This is a genomic window from Bordetella sputigena, from assembly GCF_965137885.1.
Lineage (GTDB): Bacteria > Pseudomonadota > Gammaproteobacteria > Burkholderiales > Burkholderiaceae_B > Bordetella_C > Bordetella_C sputigena.
On the sequence record NZ_CBCSCA010000001.1, the window covers coordinates 365,748 to 381,914 of the forward strand.

The 16,167-nt window shown below is 65.8% G+C and carries 14 protein-coding genes; 10 read left to right on the plus strand and 4 right to left on the minus strand.

Features of this window, described 5'->3' with window-relative positions; all coding sequences use genetic code 11:
- Positions 1-49: 49 nt before the first annotated feature.
- Both ACNA0R_RS01740 and ACNA0R_RS01745 read right to left on the minus strand, forming a co-directional pair.
- Positions 50-565 carry a copper chaperone PCu(A)C gene (locus ACNA0R_RS01740; RefSeq protein WP_415824152.1) on the minus strand — a complete coding sequence of 172 codons (516 nt, stop codon included), beginning with the start codon at positions 563-565 and terminating at the stop codon, positions 50-52.
- A gap of 118 nt (positions 566-683) precedes the next feature.
- Positions 684-1,586 (minus strand): LysR family transcriptional regulator ArgP, encoded by a 903-nt coding sequence (locus ACNA0R_RS01745; protein WP_415824153.1) that lies wholly within the window; start codon positions 1,584-1,586, stop codon positions 684-686.
- 66 nt (positions 1,587-1,652) lie between these two features.
- On the opposite strand from ACNA0R_RS01745, the gene ACNA0R_RS01750 reads away from it, so the two are divergent.
- The 6 genes from ACNA0R_RS01750 (at position 1,653) to ACNA0R_RS01775 (ending at position 7,755) form a co-directional block, all read left to right on the plus strand.
- Positions 1,653-2,282: a LysE/ArgO family amino acid transporter gene (locus tag ACNA0R_RS01750; protein ID WP_415824154.1), complete on the plus strand. Its 630-nt coding sequence runs from the start codon at positions 1,653-1,655 to the stop codon at positions 2,280-2,282.
- Positions 2,283-2,632: 350 nt separating this feature from the next.
- Entirely contained in the window at positions 2,633-2,827 is a 195-nt protein-coding gene (locus ACNA0R_RS01755; RefSeq protein WP_415824155.1) for a hypothetical protein, read from the plus strand.
- A 54-nt stretch (positions 2,828-2,881) separates the two neighbouring features.
- Positions 2,882-4,111, plus strand: a complete 1,230-nt coding sequence (locus ACNA0R_RS01760; protein ID WP_415824156.1) for an ABC transporter substrate-binding protein — start codon at positions 2,882-2,884, stop codon at positions 4,109-4,111.
- Between the two features lie 87 nt (positions 4,112-4,198).
- The gene (locus ACNA0R_RS01765; protein WP_415824157.1) at positions 4,199-5,071 is read left to right on the plus strand and encodes a branched-chain amino acid ABC transporter permease; all 873 of its coding nucleotides are present in this window, start codon (positions 4,199-4,201) and stop codon (positions 5,069-5,071) included.
- Positions 5,072-5,086: 15 nt separating this feature from the next.
- The gene (locus ACNA0R_RS01770) at positions 5,087-7,015 is read left to right on the plus strand and encodes an ABC transporter permease subunit (RefSeq protein WP_415824158.1); all 1,929 of its coding nucleotides are present in this window, start codon (positions 5,087-5,089) and stop codon (positions 7,013-7,015) included.
- A 17-nt stretch (positions 7,016-7,032) separates the two neighbouring features.
- On the plus strand, positions 7,033-7,755 hold the full coding sequence (locus tag ACNA0R_RS01775) for an ABC transporter ATP-binding protein (RefSeq protein WP_415824159.1): 723 nt from the start codon (positions 7,033-7,035) through the stop codon (positions 7,753-7,755).
- On the opposite strand, the gene ACNA0R_RS01780 is transcribed toward ACNA0R_RS01775, so the two are convergent.
- Positions 7,752-10,160: a hypothetical protein gene (locus tag ACNA0R_RS01780; protein WP_415824160.1), complete on the minus strand. Its 2,409-nt coding sequence runs from the start codon at positions 10,158-10,160 to the stop codon at positions 7,752-7,754. The two genes, ACNA0R_RS01775 and ACNA0R_RS01780, sit on opposite strands and share 4 nt — an antisense overlap.
- A gap of 75 nt (positions 10,161-10,235) precedes the next feature.
- Positions 10,236-10,928: a Crp/Fnr family transcriptional regulator gene (locus ACNA0R_RS01785; protein ID WP_415824161.1), complete on the minus strand. Its 693-nt coding sequence runs from the start codon at positions 10,926-10,928 to the stop codon at positions 10,236-10,238.
- Between the two features lie 198 nt (positions 10,929-11,126).
- Here ACNA0R_RS01785 and ACNA0R_RS01790 point away from each other — a divergent pair, with 198 nt between their 5' ends.
- From ACNA0R_RS01790 to ACNA0R_RS01805, 4 genes are all read left to right on the plus strand, one after another.
- Entirely contained in the window at positions 11,127-13,100 is a 1,974-nt protein-coding gene (locus ACNA0R_RS01790) for an AMP-dependent synthetase/ligase (RefSeq protein ID WP_415824162.1), read from the plus strand.
- Between the two features lie 264 nt (positions 13,101-13,364).
- Positions 13,365-14,114: an ABC transporter ATP-binding protein gene (locus ACNA0R_RS01795; protein ID WP_415824462.1), complete on the plus strand. Its 750-nt coding sequence runs from the start codon at positions 13,365-13,367 to the stop codon at positions 14,112-14,114.
- Positions 14,115-14,132: 18 nt separating this feature from the next.
- Positions 14,133-15,062, plus strand: coding sequence for a branched-chain amino acid ABC transporter permease (locus ACNA0R_RS01800; RefSeq protein ID WP_415824163.1), 930 nt, complete (start codon positions 14,133-14,135; stop codon positions 15,060-15,062).
- A 33-nt stretch (positions 15,063-15,095) separates the two neighbouring features.
- Positions 15,096-16,160, plus strand: a complete 1,065-nt coding sequence (locus ACNA0R_RS01805; RefSeq protein ID WP_415824164.1) for a branched-chain amino acid ABC transporter permease — start codon at positions 15,096-15,098, stop codon at positions 16,158-16,160.
- Positions 16,161-16,167: the final 7 nt, after the last annotated feature.

The window sequence follows — 16,167 nt, forward strand, 5'->3', positions numbered from 1 at the left end:
GGCGCCCAGGGTCACCAGCTTCCCGCGCACCGCCGCGCCGCCCCGGTTTTCAGTGGCCGTGCGCCGGCATATTGCCCATGCCGCCATGCTCCATGTGTCCGCCCATGGCCGGCGCCTTGTAGGTCAGCGGCTTGACCTTGAACTTGATCTGCACGTCGCCGGCCTGGCGGAAGGTCAGGGTGGCCGGTATCTCCATGCCTTCCTTGAACGGCGCCTTCAGCTTTTCGAACATGATGTGGTAGCCGCCGGGCGTGAATTTGACCTCGCCCTTGGCGGGTACGGTCACGCCGCCGTCGACTTCCCGCATCGTCGATACGCCATTGCTGGTCACCGTCTGGTGGATGGTGACGTTGCTGGCCGCGTCCGACTTGACGCCGATCAGCTGATCCGGCGCGGCGCCGTCGTTTTCGATTTCCATGTAGCCCCCGCCCGCGGTCTGGCCGGGCGCGGTGGCCCGCACCCAGGCATCGTCGATTTCGATGTCGCGGATCTTGTAGTCATGCGCGAACGCGGTGCCATGCAGGGCGAGCACGGCGGCGGCGAGGGCCAGGCGGGAAAACGGCATACGTGGTCTCCTAGGATAGTGGTCGTAGTTTAACCAGCGTCTGTTTTAGGGCGCCGGTTTACGGAGGACACAAACACCGACCTCCGATTCAACGCCGCCGGTTCCGGGCGTTTCCGGCTCAGCCGCCGCGGCGGCGTATCAACCCGCGCGCCGCCGCCAGCACGGCATCCGTCAACGCGGCCATGGTGTCGGACGCCACCCGCCAGTGCTGCCAGTACAAGGGCGTGTCCTCGAACGCGCGGGCGCGCAGCAACACCAGCCGGCCGGCGTCCAGATCGTCTTGCACCAGCGCCAAGGGATTCATCGTCCACCCCAGTCCCGCCAGCGAGGCGCGCACGAAGGCGCGCGCGGAAGGCAGCCACCACACCGGCGGCTGCCAGCTCGCGCCGCGCATGATGCGCCTGGCGAAGCGGCCTTGCAGCGCATCCTTGCGGTTGTAGACCAGCACCGGCGCCTGGGCCAGCGAGCGGGGATCGACCCCGTCGGCGAAATAACGCCTGTGGAAATCCGGGCTGCAGGTCGCCGCGTAGCGCATGCTGCCCAACGCATGCAGCCGGCAGCCCTGCACCGGTTCGGCCAGCGTGGTCACCGCGCCCATCACCGCGCCGCCGCGCAGCAGTTCGGCGGTATGGTCCTGGTCCTCCGCCCGCAGGTCCAGCGTCGCCCGCGTGCGCGCCGCGAAGTCGACAGCCGCATCCATGAACCAGGTTTCCAGGCTGTCGTGATTGACCGCCACCGGCAGCGTGGCCTGCGGCGCATCTTCGGCCACGCCCAGCCGGTTCAAGGCATCGTGCTCCAGCAGCGCCGCCTGTTCCGCCAATTGGACGAGGACCCGTCCGTCCGGCGTCGCCGCCGTGGGCGTGGTCCGCTGCACCAGCAGGCGGCCGACGCGGTCTTCCAGGGCCTTGATGCGCTGCGAGACGGCCGATGGCGTGACATGCAGCGCCGCCGCCGCGCGCTCGAAACTGCCTTCGCGCACGACGGCGGCCAGCGCGCGCAGCTGGGCATGGTCCAGATTCATATAGGTTAGCAAAACTAAACTTGGGTTAGGAAATTTAGCTGTTCTTCATATGTGTGGCAAGCCAGAATGACCGCCATCATGAACGCTTCCTTCTTCCTTCCCTGGCTGTCCGGCCTGGGTACCGGTCTGGGCCTGTTCGCGGCGGTGGGCGCGCAAAGCGCCTTCATTCTGCGGCAGGGTCTGCAGCGCGCCCACATCGGCAGCGTGCTGGCCGTGTGCGCGGCCGCCGATGCCATCTGCATCGCCCTGAGCGTCCTGGCCTGGCGGACGCTGGCGAACCAAACACCCTGGATCATGCCGGCGGTGGCGTGGGCGGGCGCCGTCTTTCTGGCCATGTACGCGGCGCGGGCGGCGCGGCGCGCCTGGTCCGCCGGCAGCGCGCTGGCGCCCGCGCGGCAGACCGCGGGGACGCGGCGCGCCGCCATGCTGGGCGCCTTGGGCTTCACCCTGATCAACCCGCATTTCTGGATGGACATCATCCTGGTCGGGTCGCTGGCGCAGGGCTTCGGCCACAACGCGGCCGCCTATGCCGCGGGCGCCATGACCGCCAGCGCGCTGTGGCTGCTGGCGTTGGGCGGCGGCGCGCGGCTGTTGCGGCCCTGGTTCCGCGATCCGCGCGCGTGGCGCCTGCTGGATGGCGGAATGGCCATCGTCATGGCCGCGCTCGCGTGCCGGCTGTTGGCGCGTGCATTGTGATGCGCGCATCGAGCGGATAGTACGCATGCGATGACAAACCGTCGGCGCCGCTACCTGGTCGCGCGCCGAGCCGGGAGCACCGACGTCCGGCCCATTGCTTTGTCGACAGTTTTGGCTCGCATCACGAGGTGAATGGCGTGCCGGGCGCCGTCGCGGTCGCCGCAAACCCGGCGGAACTTACGCGAAACTTTCGTCGCGCGGGCAATCCCTAATGAAAGCAGCATTGAGCACGCGCCGCGCCCTCACTATCATTGGACACGAGGAGACCGCGGCGCATACTCACGCGCCGCGCGGCACGCAAAGGCCTTGCATGGCTTCGCGCCGCAGACAAGAAGATCGAGGGAGAAGGCATGATTTCCGCCGCCGCGGAATACGGGCATAAGGGCGTCGCCGCTGTCGCGATGCCTATGCCATATGCCCCCGTCATGCGCATCGTTCGCTGGCCATCGGCCAGCATTTTCAGCTTCGCCATACCCATGTCACGCACCGGCGCCAGCGCGGGCCAGCGCGTCCTTGACGGGAGCATCGCCGCCGCAATCATTTGATCGCAAGACTGACGGTTTTCCAACGCAGCATCGATATCGACAACGGAGACAACGATGAACCATCGTTTAAAACTGCTGGTAGGAACCCTTGCATTCGCACTGGCCGGTGGGGCGTATGCCGCCGACCCCATCAAGATCGGCGTGTCCGGACCGTACACCGGCGGTTCGTCCTCCATGGGCGTCAGCATGCGCGACGGCGTGCGGCTGGCGGCGGAGGAGATCAACAAGAACGGCGGCGTGCTGGGCCGGCAGCTGGTGCTGATCGAACGCGACGATGAGGCCAAGAACGAACGCGGCGTGCAGATCGCCCAGGAGCTGATCAATAAGGAGCAGGTGGTCGCTACGGTCGGCTTCATCAATACCGGCGTGGCGCTGGCGTCGCAACGCTTTTACCAGGACGCCAAGATTCCCGTCTTCAACAATGTGGCGACGGGCAGCGTGATCACGCACCAGTTCACCGATCCGGACAACTACGTGTTCCGCAACGCCGCGCACGATAGCATCCAGGCGCCCATGATCGTCGAAGAGGCGGTGGTGCGCGACGGCTACAAGAAGGTGGCCATCCTGGCCGATTCCACCAACTACGGCCAGCTGGGCCGCGAGGATCTGGAAAAGGCGCTGGCGGCCAAGGGTGTCAAGGCCGTAGCCGTGGAGAAGTTCAACATCAAGGACGTCGATATGACGGCGCAGTTGCTCAAGTCCAAGCAGGCCGGCGCCGAGGCCATCCTGACCTACGGCATCGGACCCGAACTGGCGCAGATCGCCAACGGCATGGCCAAGCTGGGCTGGAAGGTGCCCATGATAGGCAGCTGGACGCTGTCGATGGCCAACTACATCGACAACGCGGGGCCGAACGGTTCAGGCGCGCGGATGCCGCAGACGTTCATCCAGGAGCCCAACACACCCAAGCGCAAGGCCTTCATCGACGCCTACCTGGCCAAGTTCAAGCCCAAGAACAATCGCATCGATTCCCCCGTGTCGGCGGCGCAGGGCTACGACTCCATCTATCTGCTGGCCGCGGCCATCAAGCAGGCCAATTCGACGGACGGACCCAAGATCCGCGAAGCCCTGGAGAATCTGCAGACGCCGGTGGAAGGCGTGGTCATGACCTACGACCATCCGTTCACGCATGACGACCACGACGCCATCACGGCCAATCTGGTGGTCTTCGGCGAGGTCAAGGACGGCCGCGTGGTCTATGCCTATCCGGACGACATCAAGGCCACTGCGCTGCCGCGCAAGAAGGACACCAGCGCCAAGGTCGCGTCGTCGCAGGCGAAGTAGCGCCCGCGTATCCCACCCCTTGCGGTAATTCCGCTGCCGCCCGCGCCGCCTGCGCGCGGCGCGGCGATTCCCTGACGTGGAAGTCCCATGATTCTTCTGCAGCTTATCTATAGCGGTATCGCGCTGGGCATGATCTACGCGGTGATCGCGTTCGGCTACCAGCTGACATTCGCCACCTCGGGCACGCTGAATTTCGGCCAGGGTGAAGCGCTGATGCTCGGCGCCCTGGTGGGCCTGTCCCTGGTGGGATTGGGCGTGAATTACTGGGTCATGATTCCGCTGGTATGCCTGTTCGGCTTCGTGCAGGGCGCGCTGGTGGAGCGGGTAGGGGTGCGGCCGGCCATCAAGACGCGATCGGAATTCGGCTGGATCATGGCGACGATCGCGCTGGGGATCATCTTTCGCAATGTCGCGGAAAACGTCTGGGGCCGCGACGATCTGCCTTTTCCATCGCCGCTGCCCATGTCGCCGATACAGCTGGCGGGCGCCAATGTGCTGCCCATGGAGTTGCTGGTCGTGGTGGGCGCGCTGGCGATGATGCTGCTGGTGGAGCTGTTCAATCGCAAGTCCATCTATGGGAAGGCTTTCGTGGCGACGTCCGCTGACCGTGCCGCGGCGGGGCTGATGGGGATCAATACCAATCTGGTCATTACGCTTTCCTATGCGTTGTCCTCGCTCACGGCCGCATTCGCCGGTGTGCTGATCGCGCCGCTGACCTTGACCGGCGCGACCATGGGGGCCGTGCTGGGCCTGAAGGCCTTCGCGGTCGCCATCATCGGGGGCCTGTCCAGCGGCACCGGCGTCATCGTCGGCGGGCTGATCCTGGGCATCGCCGAAACGACCACCGGTTTCTACCTGTCCACCGGCTACAAGGACGTTCCCGGCCTGGTGCTGCTGCTCCTCGTACTCGCGGTGAAACCCGCCGGCCTGTTCGGCAAGACCGCCATAAAAAAAGTCTAAAGGGGAGCTCCACCCATGAGATCGCTGACTTTCGTTGCTTCAATAGTGGGCATCGCCGTGCTGGCGGGGCTGCCGCTGGCCGTGTCGAACCCGTACTACCTGCACCTGATCGAAACCATCATGATCTACGCCATCCTGCTGTTCGGGCTGGACATCGTGGTGGGCTACACGGGGCAGGTGTCGCTGGGCCATGCCGGCCTGTTCGGCATCGGCTCGTATGTCGCCGGCGTGCTGGTGTTCCACCTGCACATGCCCATCGGCATCATCCTGCCGGCGGCCATCCTGATCGCCGCGCTGTTCGGGGCCGTGCTGGCGCTGCCGGCGCTGCGCGTGACGGGACCCTACCTGGCCATGGTCACCCTGGCCTTCGGCACCATCATCCAGATACTGATCAACGAGATGACCTTCCTGACCGAAGGACCCCTGGGCATCAAGATAAACAAGCCATCCTTCAACGGCCACGTGCTGACCAAGGCCGAATACTTCTGGCTGGTCGCGGTGCTGCTGGTCCTCTCGCTGATCGTCGTGCATCGCATCCTGAAATCGCACATCGGCCGCACCTTCGAGGCCTTGCGCGACAGTCCCATCGCCGCCGACTGCATGGGCGTGTCGGTCTACCGCTACAAGGTCGTGGCCTTCGTCATCAGCGCCGGCTTCGCCGGGCTCGCCGGCGCGCTGTACTCGTATTCGGAGCAGTACATCTCCCCCAACACCTACAACTTTGAACTGACTATCCTGTTCCTGCTGGCCATCATCATGGGCGGACGTAAATCGCGGGTAGGCGCGCTGCTGGGCGCCGCCATCGTCGTGCTGCTGCCCAAGATGCTGGACGACATCGGCACCTTCCGCGCGATCGCCCTGACCCTGGCCATCCTGATGGTGGTGGGCGCCGCGACCGCCATCGCCAAGGGCCGCGCCACGCCGAACCGCATGGCGGTGCCGGTGGCCGGCACCATACTGCTGGCCGTCTTTTCGTTCTGGGTGGAAGCCCTGACCGACTGGCGCCTGACCATCTTCGGCGCCATGATACTGTTCGTCGTGTACTACCTGCCCGACGGCATCGTCGGCTTCGTGCGCAACCTGTTTTTCCATACCGGCCGCAAGGCGCTGGCGGTCAGCAAGGAGCTGGCGCACCGCATCGAAGCCGTGCCCCAGGCCGCCGGCGCGGGCGGCGCCGATATCCTGCTCAGCGCCAAGGGCGTGGTGATGCAGTTCGGCGGACTCAAGGCGCTGAACCAGGTGGATCTGCAGGTGCGGCGCGGCACCATCCACGGGCTTATAGGGCCCAACGGTTCCGGCAAGAGCACCATGATGAACGTGCTGACGGGCATCTACGTGCCGACGGACGGTACGGTGGAATTCAATGGGCGCTCGCTGGCCGGCATGGTGCCGGCCGACATCGCCGCCGCCGGCATCGCGCGCACCTTCCAGAACGTGGCCTTGTTCGGCGAGATGACGGCGCTGGAGAACGTGCTGGTCGGCCTGCATCACAGCTTCCGCACCGGGCTGGGCAATATCGCGCTGCGCACGCCCCGCTGGAAGGGCGAGGAAACCGCGGCGCGCGCCCGCGCGCTGGCCTTGCTGGAGTTCGTCGGGCTGGAGTCCTTCGCCGCCGAAGAGGCGCGCAACCTGCCCTATGGCAAGCAACGGCTGCTGGAAATCGCCCGCGCGCTGGCGCTGGATCCGCAACTGTTACTGCTGGACGAGCCGGCGGCTGGCCTGACGGCGCCCGACATCGCCGAACTGCTGCAGATCATCCGCAAGGTGCGCGACCACGGCATCACGCTGATCCTGATCGAGCACCACATGGACGTGGTGATGGGCGTCTGCGACACCGTGTCGGTGCTGGACTTCGGCCAGAAGATATCCGAAGGCCAGCCCGCCCAGGTACAGGCGGACAGCCGGGTGGTGGAGGCCTATCTTGGCGGCGCCGTGACGGCCTAGGAAACAAGGAGAACAACATGCTATCGATCTCCAAGCTGGAGGCCGGCTACGGCAAGGTCAAGGTGTTGCACGGAATCAGCATGGAAGTGCCGCAAGCCAAGGTGGTGACCCTGATCGGTTCCAACGGCGCCGGCAAGACAACCACCATGCGCGCCCTGTCCGGCATGATCAAGCCCACGGCGGGCGAAATCACCCTGGAAGGCCGCCGCATCGATGGCCTGGAGTCCCACCGCATCGCGCGCCTGGGGCTGGCGCATTCGCCCGAAGGCCGCCGCGTATTCCCCACGCTGACGGTCACGGACAATCTGCTGCTGGGCGCGTATCCGCGGCTGACCGGCAGCCGGCCGCGCGGCGACGTCCAGGCCGACCTGGATCGCGCCATGGAGCTGTTTCCCCGCTTGAGGGAAAGGCGCGACCAGCTGGCGGGCACCTTGTCGGGCGGCGAACAGCAGATGCTGGCGATGGCGCGCGCCGTCATGCTGAATCCGCAGCTGGTCCTGCTGGACGAGCCGTCCATGGGCCTGGCGCCCATCCTGGTGGAGGAAGTGTTCCGCATCATCGCCCGCCTGAAAGCGCAGGGCGTCACCATGCTGCTGGTCGAGCAGTTCGCGTCCGCCGCGCTGAATGTCGCGGACTACGGCTATGTACTGGAGAACGGCCGGATTTCCGTGCATGGCACGCCGGAAAAGCTGAAGAACGATCCGGCGGTGGTGGCGGCATACCTGGGCAGCAGCCACTAAGGGCTTGCTATCGTCGCGCCGGGCGCCGGCAGGTGCGGCCGGATCAGGGGATCGGCGCATATGGCTTCGAAAGCGGCCGCGGCCGGCGCATGACCTCTTTCGAGGGCCAGCACGATGCCCCGTTCCTTCTGGCCGTCCTTGGGGTCCAGCATGTCCGGCAGTGCCTGGCGGATCCGGGGCGCGGTGATGGCGCTGGTCATGAACTTCTTCAATATGGCGTGAAAGGCCTCGATGACCGCGGTATGGCCGTTGGCCATGGCGTATGCCAGGCCGCAGTCCACGCCATGCGAATCGGCGACCAGCAGGTCCGGCAAAGCCGCGAGCAGCGGGGGGCGGATCGCCGCTGCCCAGGAGGACTCCGCGAGCAGGCCGCTCAAGCCCGTGTAAAAGGCCCGCACCACTTTGGCATGTCCGCTGGCCATGGCGAACGACAGCGATGGCGCTTCCAGGAAATCGGTGGCGCGCAGCAGGTCCGGCACGGCATTCTTGATGTGCCTCCGGATATGCGGGTCCTTCAGGAGTTCCTTCAATAACAGGAAGAAGGCCTGGACCGGCGCCGGGCGGCCGGAGCGCAGGGCGCTGGCGAAGACCGGCGATCCCATATACCTGGAGCCGAGCAGGTTGCCGATCTTGGGGGCGATGAACGCGAAGAGCCCCGCGTCGCGCAGCGGCGCATACCAGGCCATGACGGCGGTTTCGGCATTCCGGCCCAGCAGGGCGTCGAACATTCCCGGTATGGCGTTGTCCCGCATCAGTCTGTAGACCATGTCGATCTGGCCCGCCGGCCTGGGCCGCCATTGCCGGACCAGCTCCGGGATGGCCTTGCCCATGCCGGCACGGTAAACGCTGCGCAGCAGGCTTGCGCAGCGGGCCGCGGAAGCGGCGATGGAAGGCGCGTTGGCGGCCAGATAAGCCGAGGCGGCCTCCGGGCCCAGGCGCAGCAGGAAGGATTCGGCGGCCGGACCGTCGTTCAGCCAGCGTATCGGCATGTCGGTCAATCGCGCCACGGCGGTCGCCCGGACGGCCTGGTGGATGGCCGTGGCGGGTGGAACCTGTTCGCTGTCGAGCCGTGCGTCTTGCCACTGCCGCAGATCCGGCAATGTGGCCGGCTCGACGTCCAATCCGCGGGCTTGCCACAGCGGCGCGTCGAAATGCTCCTGGCGGGTCGCACGCGCGACCCAGGCCAGTTCGCCGTAGACGAACAGCGCGGCGCGCGTTTCGTCATCTTCGATCCACTCTCCCAGGTTGCGTGGCAGGCTGCCCTGGCTCAATAGTCCCAGTTCCGCCATGGTTCGCAGGATGTCCAGCGCGATCAGCGACGGATCGGTACGCAGCCTCCACGCGCAGGCGCCGTCGCCGGCATCGCCGTCGATACCCGCCACATGCTCCAGCACGACGAAGCTGCCCAGCCGCAGATCGCTTTCCCGTCGCGTCCATCGTTGCGTCGCGGCATCCAGCCGATCGCCGTCTTCCCACGTCAGGCCGAAGTCTTCGCCGATCTCGCGCAGTTTTCCCTGGAGCATTTCCTGAACGGCGGGCGTCCACGCCAACGCCGAACCTTGCGATTCGGGCGGACTATGGCTGTTGAATCGTGCCTGGCAGCTTTCCGCCATCGTCCTGGCCAGCCGGTCCGGCGTCAGCGCCGCCCGCAAGCGTTGTGAGCACAACGCCAGGAAAGCAGGCTCCTGCGCCTCCGGCATTCGCATGCCGTCCGCGTCTTCTTCGAAGCCGTACCAGGGCGCCAGGCTGTTCCATGCGGTCGTGACGTAGTGGATTTCGTTGCCGGCGTGGTAGGTTGGCTTCCAGGCGAAGGACTCATGTACGACCGCCAGCAGGGTATTGCGGGCGGTCTCTTCCTTGATGCTCCACAGCTTGCCGCGGATGCCGCCGATCGCCAGCGCCAGCTTCCGCGCGGCGGATACCAGATTGGAAACGGCGCCGTCGGCGCATTCCGTTATGCCCAGCGCCAGATCGCGTACCGCGGCTTTCCTGATCTGCGCGTCGATCGCCTCGTGGCGGATCATCCAGCAGAACTCGTCCAGCGATTGCTTGCCGTGCGAATCGACGATGGCGGCCCGCGTGCTGAAGTAGTGCGGGTCGTCGAAGCGGTGGTTGAAGAAGGTCCGGAGGCCGGCCGCGATCGCTTCATGATCGCGGGCCTCGTGCCGCCGGCAGAATTCGGCGAGAAAGGACAACTGCGACCGTACTTCTTCCGTATAAACGGCAAAGTCCGGACTGTTGCAGAAGTCGTTGTGGGACCCGTGCAGCGCCTCCGAATAACTCACGGGCAAGGTCGCGAGCGCCTGCTGCGTGCCGGCGTAGTCATCGCGGCCGATGGCGGGCGTATAGGCGACCCAGAATGCGCGATCGAAACTAGGCGGGGAAAGATGGGGATAGGCGAACATTGCGTCTTGGCCGATGGTGGTGCCCGGCGTGTTCGTCCGGGGTGGGCATGCGGAGTTCCCACGCCCGTCACCGCTTCAGGGCGGTGTCCGCTTCACGGCCTCGTAGCCTTTCAGGCCATCCAGGTCCAGCACCCGCACGCCTCGATACTCCACCTTCAGCAATCCGGCCTGCTGCAGCGTGCGCAGCGCCCGATTGGCGCGTTGCCGCGACACGCGCGCCAGATAGCCGACTTCCTCCTGCGTGATGCTCAGGCGCACGGCCATGCCGGGATAGAGAATGGGATTGAAGAGCTCCGCCAGGCAGCGCGCCACCCTGGCGTCCGCGTCCAATAGCCGGTCGTTTTCCGCCTTGCCGATGAACTGCGCCACCCGTTCGTTGAGCTGCTGCAGCAAATAGCGATTGAAGGGGATGCTGCTGTCCAGCAGCGATTCGAAGGTGGCCGCCGGCAGGCGCGCGATGACCGAGTCGCGCAGCGCCACCACGTCATACTTGCGGGCCTCGCGCTTGAGCAGCGAACCTTCGCCGAACCAGCCACCGGCTGGCACGCCCGTCAGCGACGCCATCCGCCCCTCGGCGTTGCCGACCGACACCTTGACGAGGCCCGCCAGCACACCTATCCACGCCTGCGCCATCTGGCCCTTGCGTTCGATGATGGTGCCGGCCGGCGCCTGCTGCACGGTCAGGTCTTTTTCCACGCGTCCCTGTTCGGTCGGCGTCAGTAAGCGGAACCAGGCCGCAGCCAATTGCAAGGAGTCGATTACTTGCATCGGGATATACCCTAGATCGTCCCTGAATCGCCCGAAATTGTCGCGAATGCGACAGTTGGGTCCGGTGCAAGCTTATACCTTAACCACACATTGCAGCGCAGCTTTGCATCAGAAAATGCGCGGTCCGCGATGGTCGGCAATGCCGCGGCGGCACGATCGCCCGGCAGGCCGGCATGGCGGAACCATACAGGAGACAACGTGGCGTCATTCCAGCCCGCATCCCCACCGGGATCGGCGGCGGACACCTTCCCCGCCCTGCTGCTTATGCATGCGCGAGTGCGCGGCCGGCGCCCCGCCATACGCGAAAAAGACCTGGGTATCTGGCAGACGCTGACCTGGGCCCAGGTCGCGGGGCTGGCCGATCATGTCGCTCACGCCCTGGCGGCGCTGGGCGTGCGGGCCGGCCAGCACGTGGCTGTGGTCGGCGAAAACCGGCCGCGACTGTACATCGCCATGATGGCGGCGCAGGCGCTGGGCGCCATCCCCGTGCCGCTGTACCAGGACGCGGTCGCGCAGGAAATGGCTTATGTGCTGCGCGACGCGGATGTCGGCGTGGCGATCGCCGAAGACCAGGAACAGGTCGACAAGATGCTGGAGGCGCGCGAAATCTGCCCGGCATTGCGGCATATCGTCTATGACGATCCGCGCGGATTGCGCCATTACGGCGATGCCGCGCTGATGTCCTTCGATGAACTGCTGCGCCAGGGCGCGGAGCGCGCGCAGGGCGATCCGGCCTTCTTCGAGCGCTGCGCCGCCGCCGTCCGGCCCGGCCAGACCGCGGCGATGTTCTATACATCCGGCACCACCGGCAAGCCCAAGGGCGTCGTGCTGACCCACGCGGCCCTGATCGACCGGGCGCGCGCCGTCGAAGCCATGGAACATCTGACCGACCGCGAAGACGTGCTGGCCTATCTGCCGCCGGCCTGGATCGGCCAGAACATGTTCTCCTATACGCAGCTGCTGGTGACCGGCTTTACCGTCAATCATCCCGAATCGCCGGCCACGGTGGCGATCGATATGCGGGACATCGGGCCCACCTATTACTTCGCGCCGCCGCGGATTCTGGAAGACCTGCTCACGCACGTGCTGATCCGCATGGAGGATGCCGGCTTTATCAAGCGCCGGCTGTTCAAGTCCTGCATGGCGCTGGCGCGGCGCGTGGGCGTGCCGCTGCTGGATGGCCAGGCCGTGGGCGTGGGCGATCGGCTGCGCTATGCGCTGGGCAACCTGCTGGTCTACGGCCCGCTGCGCAACGCCCTGGGCATGAGCCGCGTCCGGGTGGCCTATACGGCGGGCGAGGCTATCGGGCCCGATTTGTTCGCGTTCTACCGTTCGATCGGCATCAACCTGAAGCAGCTGTACGGCTCCACGGAGACATCGGTGTTCGTCTGCGTGCAGCCGGACGGCCAGGTGCGCGCCGACACGGTGGGGCCGCCGGTGAGCGGCGTGCGCATCCAGGTGGCGGACAATGGTGAAATCCTGGTGCAGAGCCCCGGATTGTTCAAGGAGTACTACCGCAATCCCGAGGCGACCCGTGCCGCGCGCGACGAAGACGGCTGGTTCCATACCGGCGACGCCGGGTTCCTGGACGCGGATGGACATTTGAAGATCATCGACCGCGCCAAGGACGTGGGCAAGCTCGCCGATGGGAGCCTGTTCGCGCCCAAGTACATCGAGAACAAACTCAAGTTCTTTCCCTATATCAAGGAAGCGGTGGTCTTTGGCGCCGGCCGCGATGCGGTGTGCGCCTTCGTCAATATCGACCTGGAAGCCGTGGGCAACTGGGCGGAGCGGCGCGGCTTGCCGTATGCCGGCTATACCGACCTGGCCGGCAAGGCCGAAGTCTATGAGTTGATCGCCGGTTGCGTCGAGCAGGCCAACGCCGAGCTGGCGCGCGATGAGCGCCTGGCGGCGTCGCAGGTGCGGCGTTTCCTGATCCTGCACAAGGAGCTGGATCCCGACGACGATGAATTGACGCGCACGCGCAAGGTGCGCCGCGCCTTCATCGCGCAGAAATACGCGGTGCTGGTCGACGCGCTGTACGACGGCAGCGCGTCGCGCTACATCGAAACCGAGGTCAAGTTCGAGGACGGCCGGACAGGGCGCATCGCCGCCGATCTATCGATCCGCGATGTACGCGCGTATCCCGCCGTCACGGCGAAGGCAGCTTGAGATGGGGACCCACCCCCGAAGCGCTGCGCGCTTCCCCCTCGAGGGGGCGATGCCGGCGGACCGGCGGAGCCGGATCCGCGGCATCCCCGCTTGGACGGCACCGGTTTTTTGCGACGAGGGTGGCGCTCGGCGCCACGGATGACTGATATGGGATATAGCGCGGCCATGCCTCTTCATGCCGTTGTCGATGCGGAGCCGTCGGCGCCGGCCGCCCGCAGCGATCATCCGGATCGCGCGCGCCGCGTCGGCGGCGTGATCCTGGATATGCAGAACATTTCGCTGCGCTTCGGCGGCGTGAAGGCGTTGACGGATATTTCCTTCGACGTGCGCGAACACGAAATCCGCGCCATCATCGGCCCCAACGGCGCCGGCAAAAGCTCCATGCTGAACGTCATCAACGGCGTGTACACCCCGCAGCAGGGGGCCATCGTATTCCAGGGTCAGCGCTATGCCCGCATGACGCCGCGCCGCGCGGCGGAAATGGGCATCGCCCGCACCTTCCAGAACCTGGCCCTGTTCAAGGGCATGAGCGTGCTGGACAACATCATGACCGGCCGCAACCTGCGCATGAAATGCGGCCTGCTGGCGCAGGCCCTGCGCATCGGCCCCGCCGCGCGCGAGGAAGTCCGCCACCGCGAGTTCGTCGAGAACATCATCGATTTCCTGGAAATCCAGGCCTATCGCAAAACGCCCGTCGGCCGCCTGCCGTACGGCCTGCAGAAGCGGGTGGACCTGGGCCGTGCCCTGGCCATGGAGCCGCGCATGCTGCTGCTGGACGAACCCATGGCCGGCATGAACATCGAGGAAAAGCAGGACATGTGCCGCTTCATCCTGGATGTGAACGACGAATTCGGCACCACCATCGTCCTGATCGAACACGATATGGGCGTGGTGATGGACATCTCCGATCGCGTCGTCGTGCTGGACTACGGCCGCAAGATCGGCGACGGCGATCCGGACCAGGTGCGCGCCAATGAAGAAGTGGTACGCGCCTACCTGGGCGTATCGCACTGACGGAACAAGGAGCGCGCGGTGGGCTTTTTCCTGGAAACCCTGTTTGGCGGCCTGATGAGCGGCATGCTTTACGCGCTGATCGGCCTGGGCTTCGTGCTGATCTTCAAGGCCTCGGGCGTATTCAATTTCGCCCAGGGCGCGATGGTGCTGGTCGCCGCGCTGGCGATGGCGCGCTTTTCCGAATGGATACCGCACTGGCTCGGGTTCGACTCGCCCTTGCTCGCCAATGTGCTGGCCTTCATCGTCAGCGCCGCGCTCATGATGGCGCTGGCACGCGTCGTGGAAGTGCTGGTGCTGCGGCATCTGGTCAACCAGGAAGCGACCACGCTGCTCATGGCGACCCTGGGCATCAGCTACTTCCTGGACGGCGCCGGCCAGATTGCCTTCGGCAGTTCGGTGTACTCCATCAACGTCGGCATGCCCAAGGAGCCCGCGCTGATCCTGGACCGCCTGTTCGAAGGCGGCCTGCTGCTCAATCTGGAAGACCTGACCGCCGCGCTCATCGCCGCCCTGCTGGTGGCCTTGCTGGCGCTGTTCTTCCAGTACACCGGCACGGGCAGGGCGCTGCGCGCCGTGGCCGACGACCACCAGGCGGCGCAATCCGTCGGCATACCGCTGAACCGCATCTGGGTGGTGGTGTGGAGCGTGGCCGGCCTGGTCGCCCTGGTGGCCGGCGTGATCTGGGGCTCGAAATTCGGCGTGCAGTTCACCCTGTCGACGGCCGCCCTGCGCGCCTTGCCGGTGGTGATCCTGGGCGGCTTGACCTCGATCCCGGGCGCCATCCTGGGTGGCCTGATCATCGGCGTCGGCGAAAAACTATCCGAGGTCTATCTGGGCCCCATGGTGGGCGGCGGCATCGAGATCTGGTTCGCCTACGTGCTGGCGCTGGCCTTCCTGCTGTTCCGGCCGCAGGGCCTGTTCGGCGAAAAGATCATCGATCGGGTTTAGCGCAACGGCCAGCCACGGGACCAGGAAAACGCCATGCTCTATCGCGAGAACGGACAATTCAAGACCAGCTATCTGGCCGACCAGCAGATCTTCCCCATCCTGCAGGACAAGGTCTTCGTCGCGGTGCTGCTGGCGGCCGCCTTCATCGCCGTGCCGGCGCTGGCCAGCGATTATTTCCTGCGGGCCATCCTGATTCCATTCCTGATCCTGTCCCTGGCCGCCGTCGGCCTGAACGTGCTGGTCGGCTACTGCGGCCAGATATCCCTGGGCACCGGCGCATTCATGGCCGTGGGCGCCTATGCCGCCTGGAACTTCGGCGTGCGCATTCCCGCGATGCCGCTCCTGCTGCAGATGGTGCTGGGCGGCCTGTGCGCCACCGCGGTCGGCGTGGTGTTCGGCATACCCAGTTTGCGCATACGCGGCCTGTACCTGGCGGTGGCGACGCTGGCCGCGCAGTTCTTCGTCGACTGGGCGTTCCTGCGCATCCCGTTCTTCACCAATTACTCGCCGTCGGGCAGCGTATCGGTGCCGCCGCTGGAAGTCTTCGGCATTCCCCTGCAAAGCTCGGCGCAGAAATACCTGTTCGTACTCTCCGTCGTGGCGGTCTTTACGCTGCTTGCCAAGAATCTGGTGCGTGGCGCCATGGGCCGCCAGTGGATGGCGATACGGGATATGGACGTGGCCGCCGCCGTCATCGGCATCCGGCCCATGTACGCCAAGCTGACGGCATTCGCGGTCAGCTCCTTCATCGTCGGCGTGGCCGGCGTGCTGTGGGGCTTTATCCACCTGGGCGCCTGGGAGCCGCTGGCCTTCGACCTGTCGCGCTCTTTCCAGCTGCTGTTCATGGTCATCATCGGCGGCCTGGGTTCGATATTGGGCAGCTTTTTCGGCGCCGCGTTCATCGTGCTGCTGCCGGTGCTGCTGACCAATATCCCGCGCGTGCTGGGGCTGCCGCTGGCCGTCGATACCGCATCGCATATCGAACACATGGTGTTCGGCGCGTTGATCGTGTTTTTCCTGATCGCCGAGCCGCATGGACTTGCGCGGCTGTGGAGCATAGGCAAGGAGAAGCTGCGCATTTGGCCGTTCCCGCATTGACCAGGCA

Bases quoted from the DNA above. Each gene is read 5' to 3' on its own strand.
- ACNA0R_RS01765 (WP_415824157.1), top strand. From the start codon at position 4,199: ATGATTCTTCTGCAGCTTATCTATAGCGGTATCGCGCTGGGCATGATC.
- ACNA0R_RS01755 (WP_415824155.1), top strand. From the start codon at position 2,633: ATGATTTCCGCCGCCGCGGAATACGGGCATAAGGGCGTCGCCGCTGTC.
- ACNA0R_RS01805 (WP_415824164.1), top strand. From the start codon at position 15,096: ATGCTCTATCGCGAGAACGGACAATTCAAGACCAGCTATCTGGCCGAC.
- ACNA0R_RS01740 (WP_415824152.1), bottom strand. From the start codon at position 565: ATGCCGTTTTCCCGCCTGGCCCTCGCCGCCGCCGTGCTCGCCCTGCAT.
- ACNA0R_RS01780 (WP_415824160.1), bottom strand. From the start codon at position 10,160: ATGTTCGCCTATCCCCATCTTTCCCCGCCTAGTTTCGATCGCGCATTC.
- ACNA0R_RS01775 (WP_415824159.1), top strand. From the start codon at position 7,033: ATGCTATCGATCTCCAAGCTGGAGGCCGGCTACGGCAAGGTCAAGGTG.
- ACNA0R_RS01785 (WP_415824161.1), bottom strand. From the start codon at position 10,928: ATGCAAGTAATCGACTCCTTGCAATTGGCTGCGGCCTGGTTCCGCTTA.
- ACNA0R_RS01745 (WP_415824153.1), bottom strand. From the start codon at position 1,586: ATGAATCTGGACCATGCCCAGCTGCGCGCGCTGGCCGCCGTCGTGCGC.
- ACNA0R_RS01795 (WP_415824462.1), top strand. From the start codon at position 13,365: ATGCAGAACATTTCGCTGCGCTTCGGCGGCGTGAAGGCGTTGACGGAT.
- ACNA0R_RS01770 (WP_415824158.1), top strand. From the start codon at position 5,087: ATGAGATCGCTGACTTTCGTTGCTTCAATAGTGGGCATCGCCGTGCTG.
- ACNA0R_RS01760 (WP_415824156.1), top strand. From the start codon at position 2,882: ATGAACCATCGTTTAAAACTGCTGGTAGGAACCCTTGCATTCGCACTG.
- ACNA0R_RS01750 (WP_415824154.1), top strand. From the start codon at position 1,653: ATGACCGCCATCATGAACGCTTCCTTCTTCCTTCCCTGGCTGTCCGGC.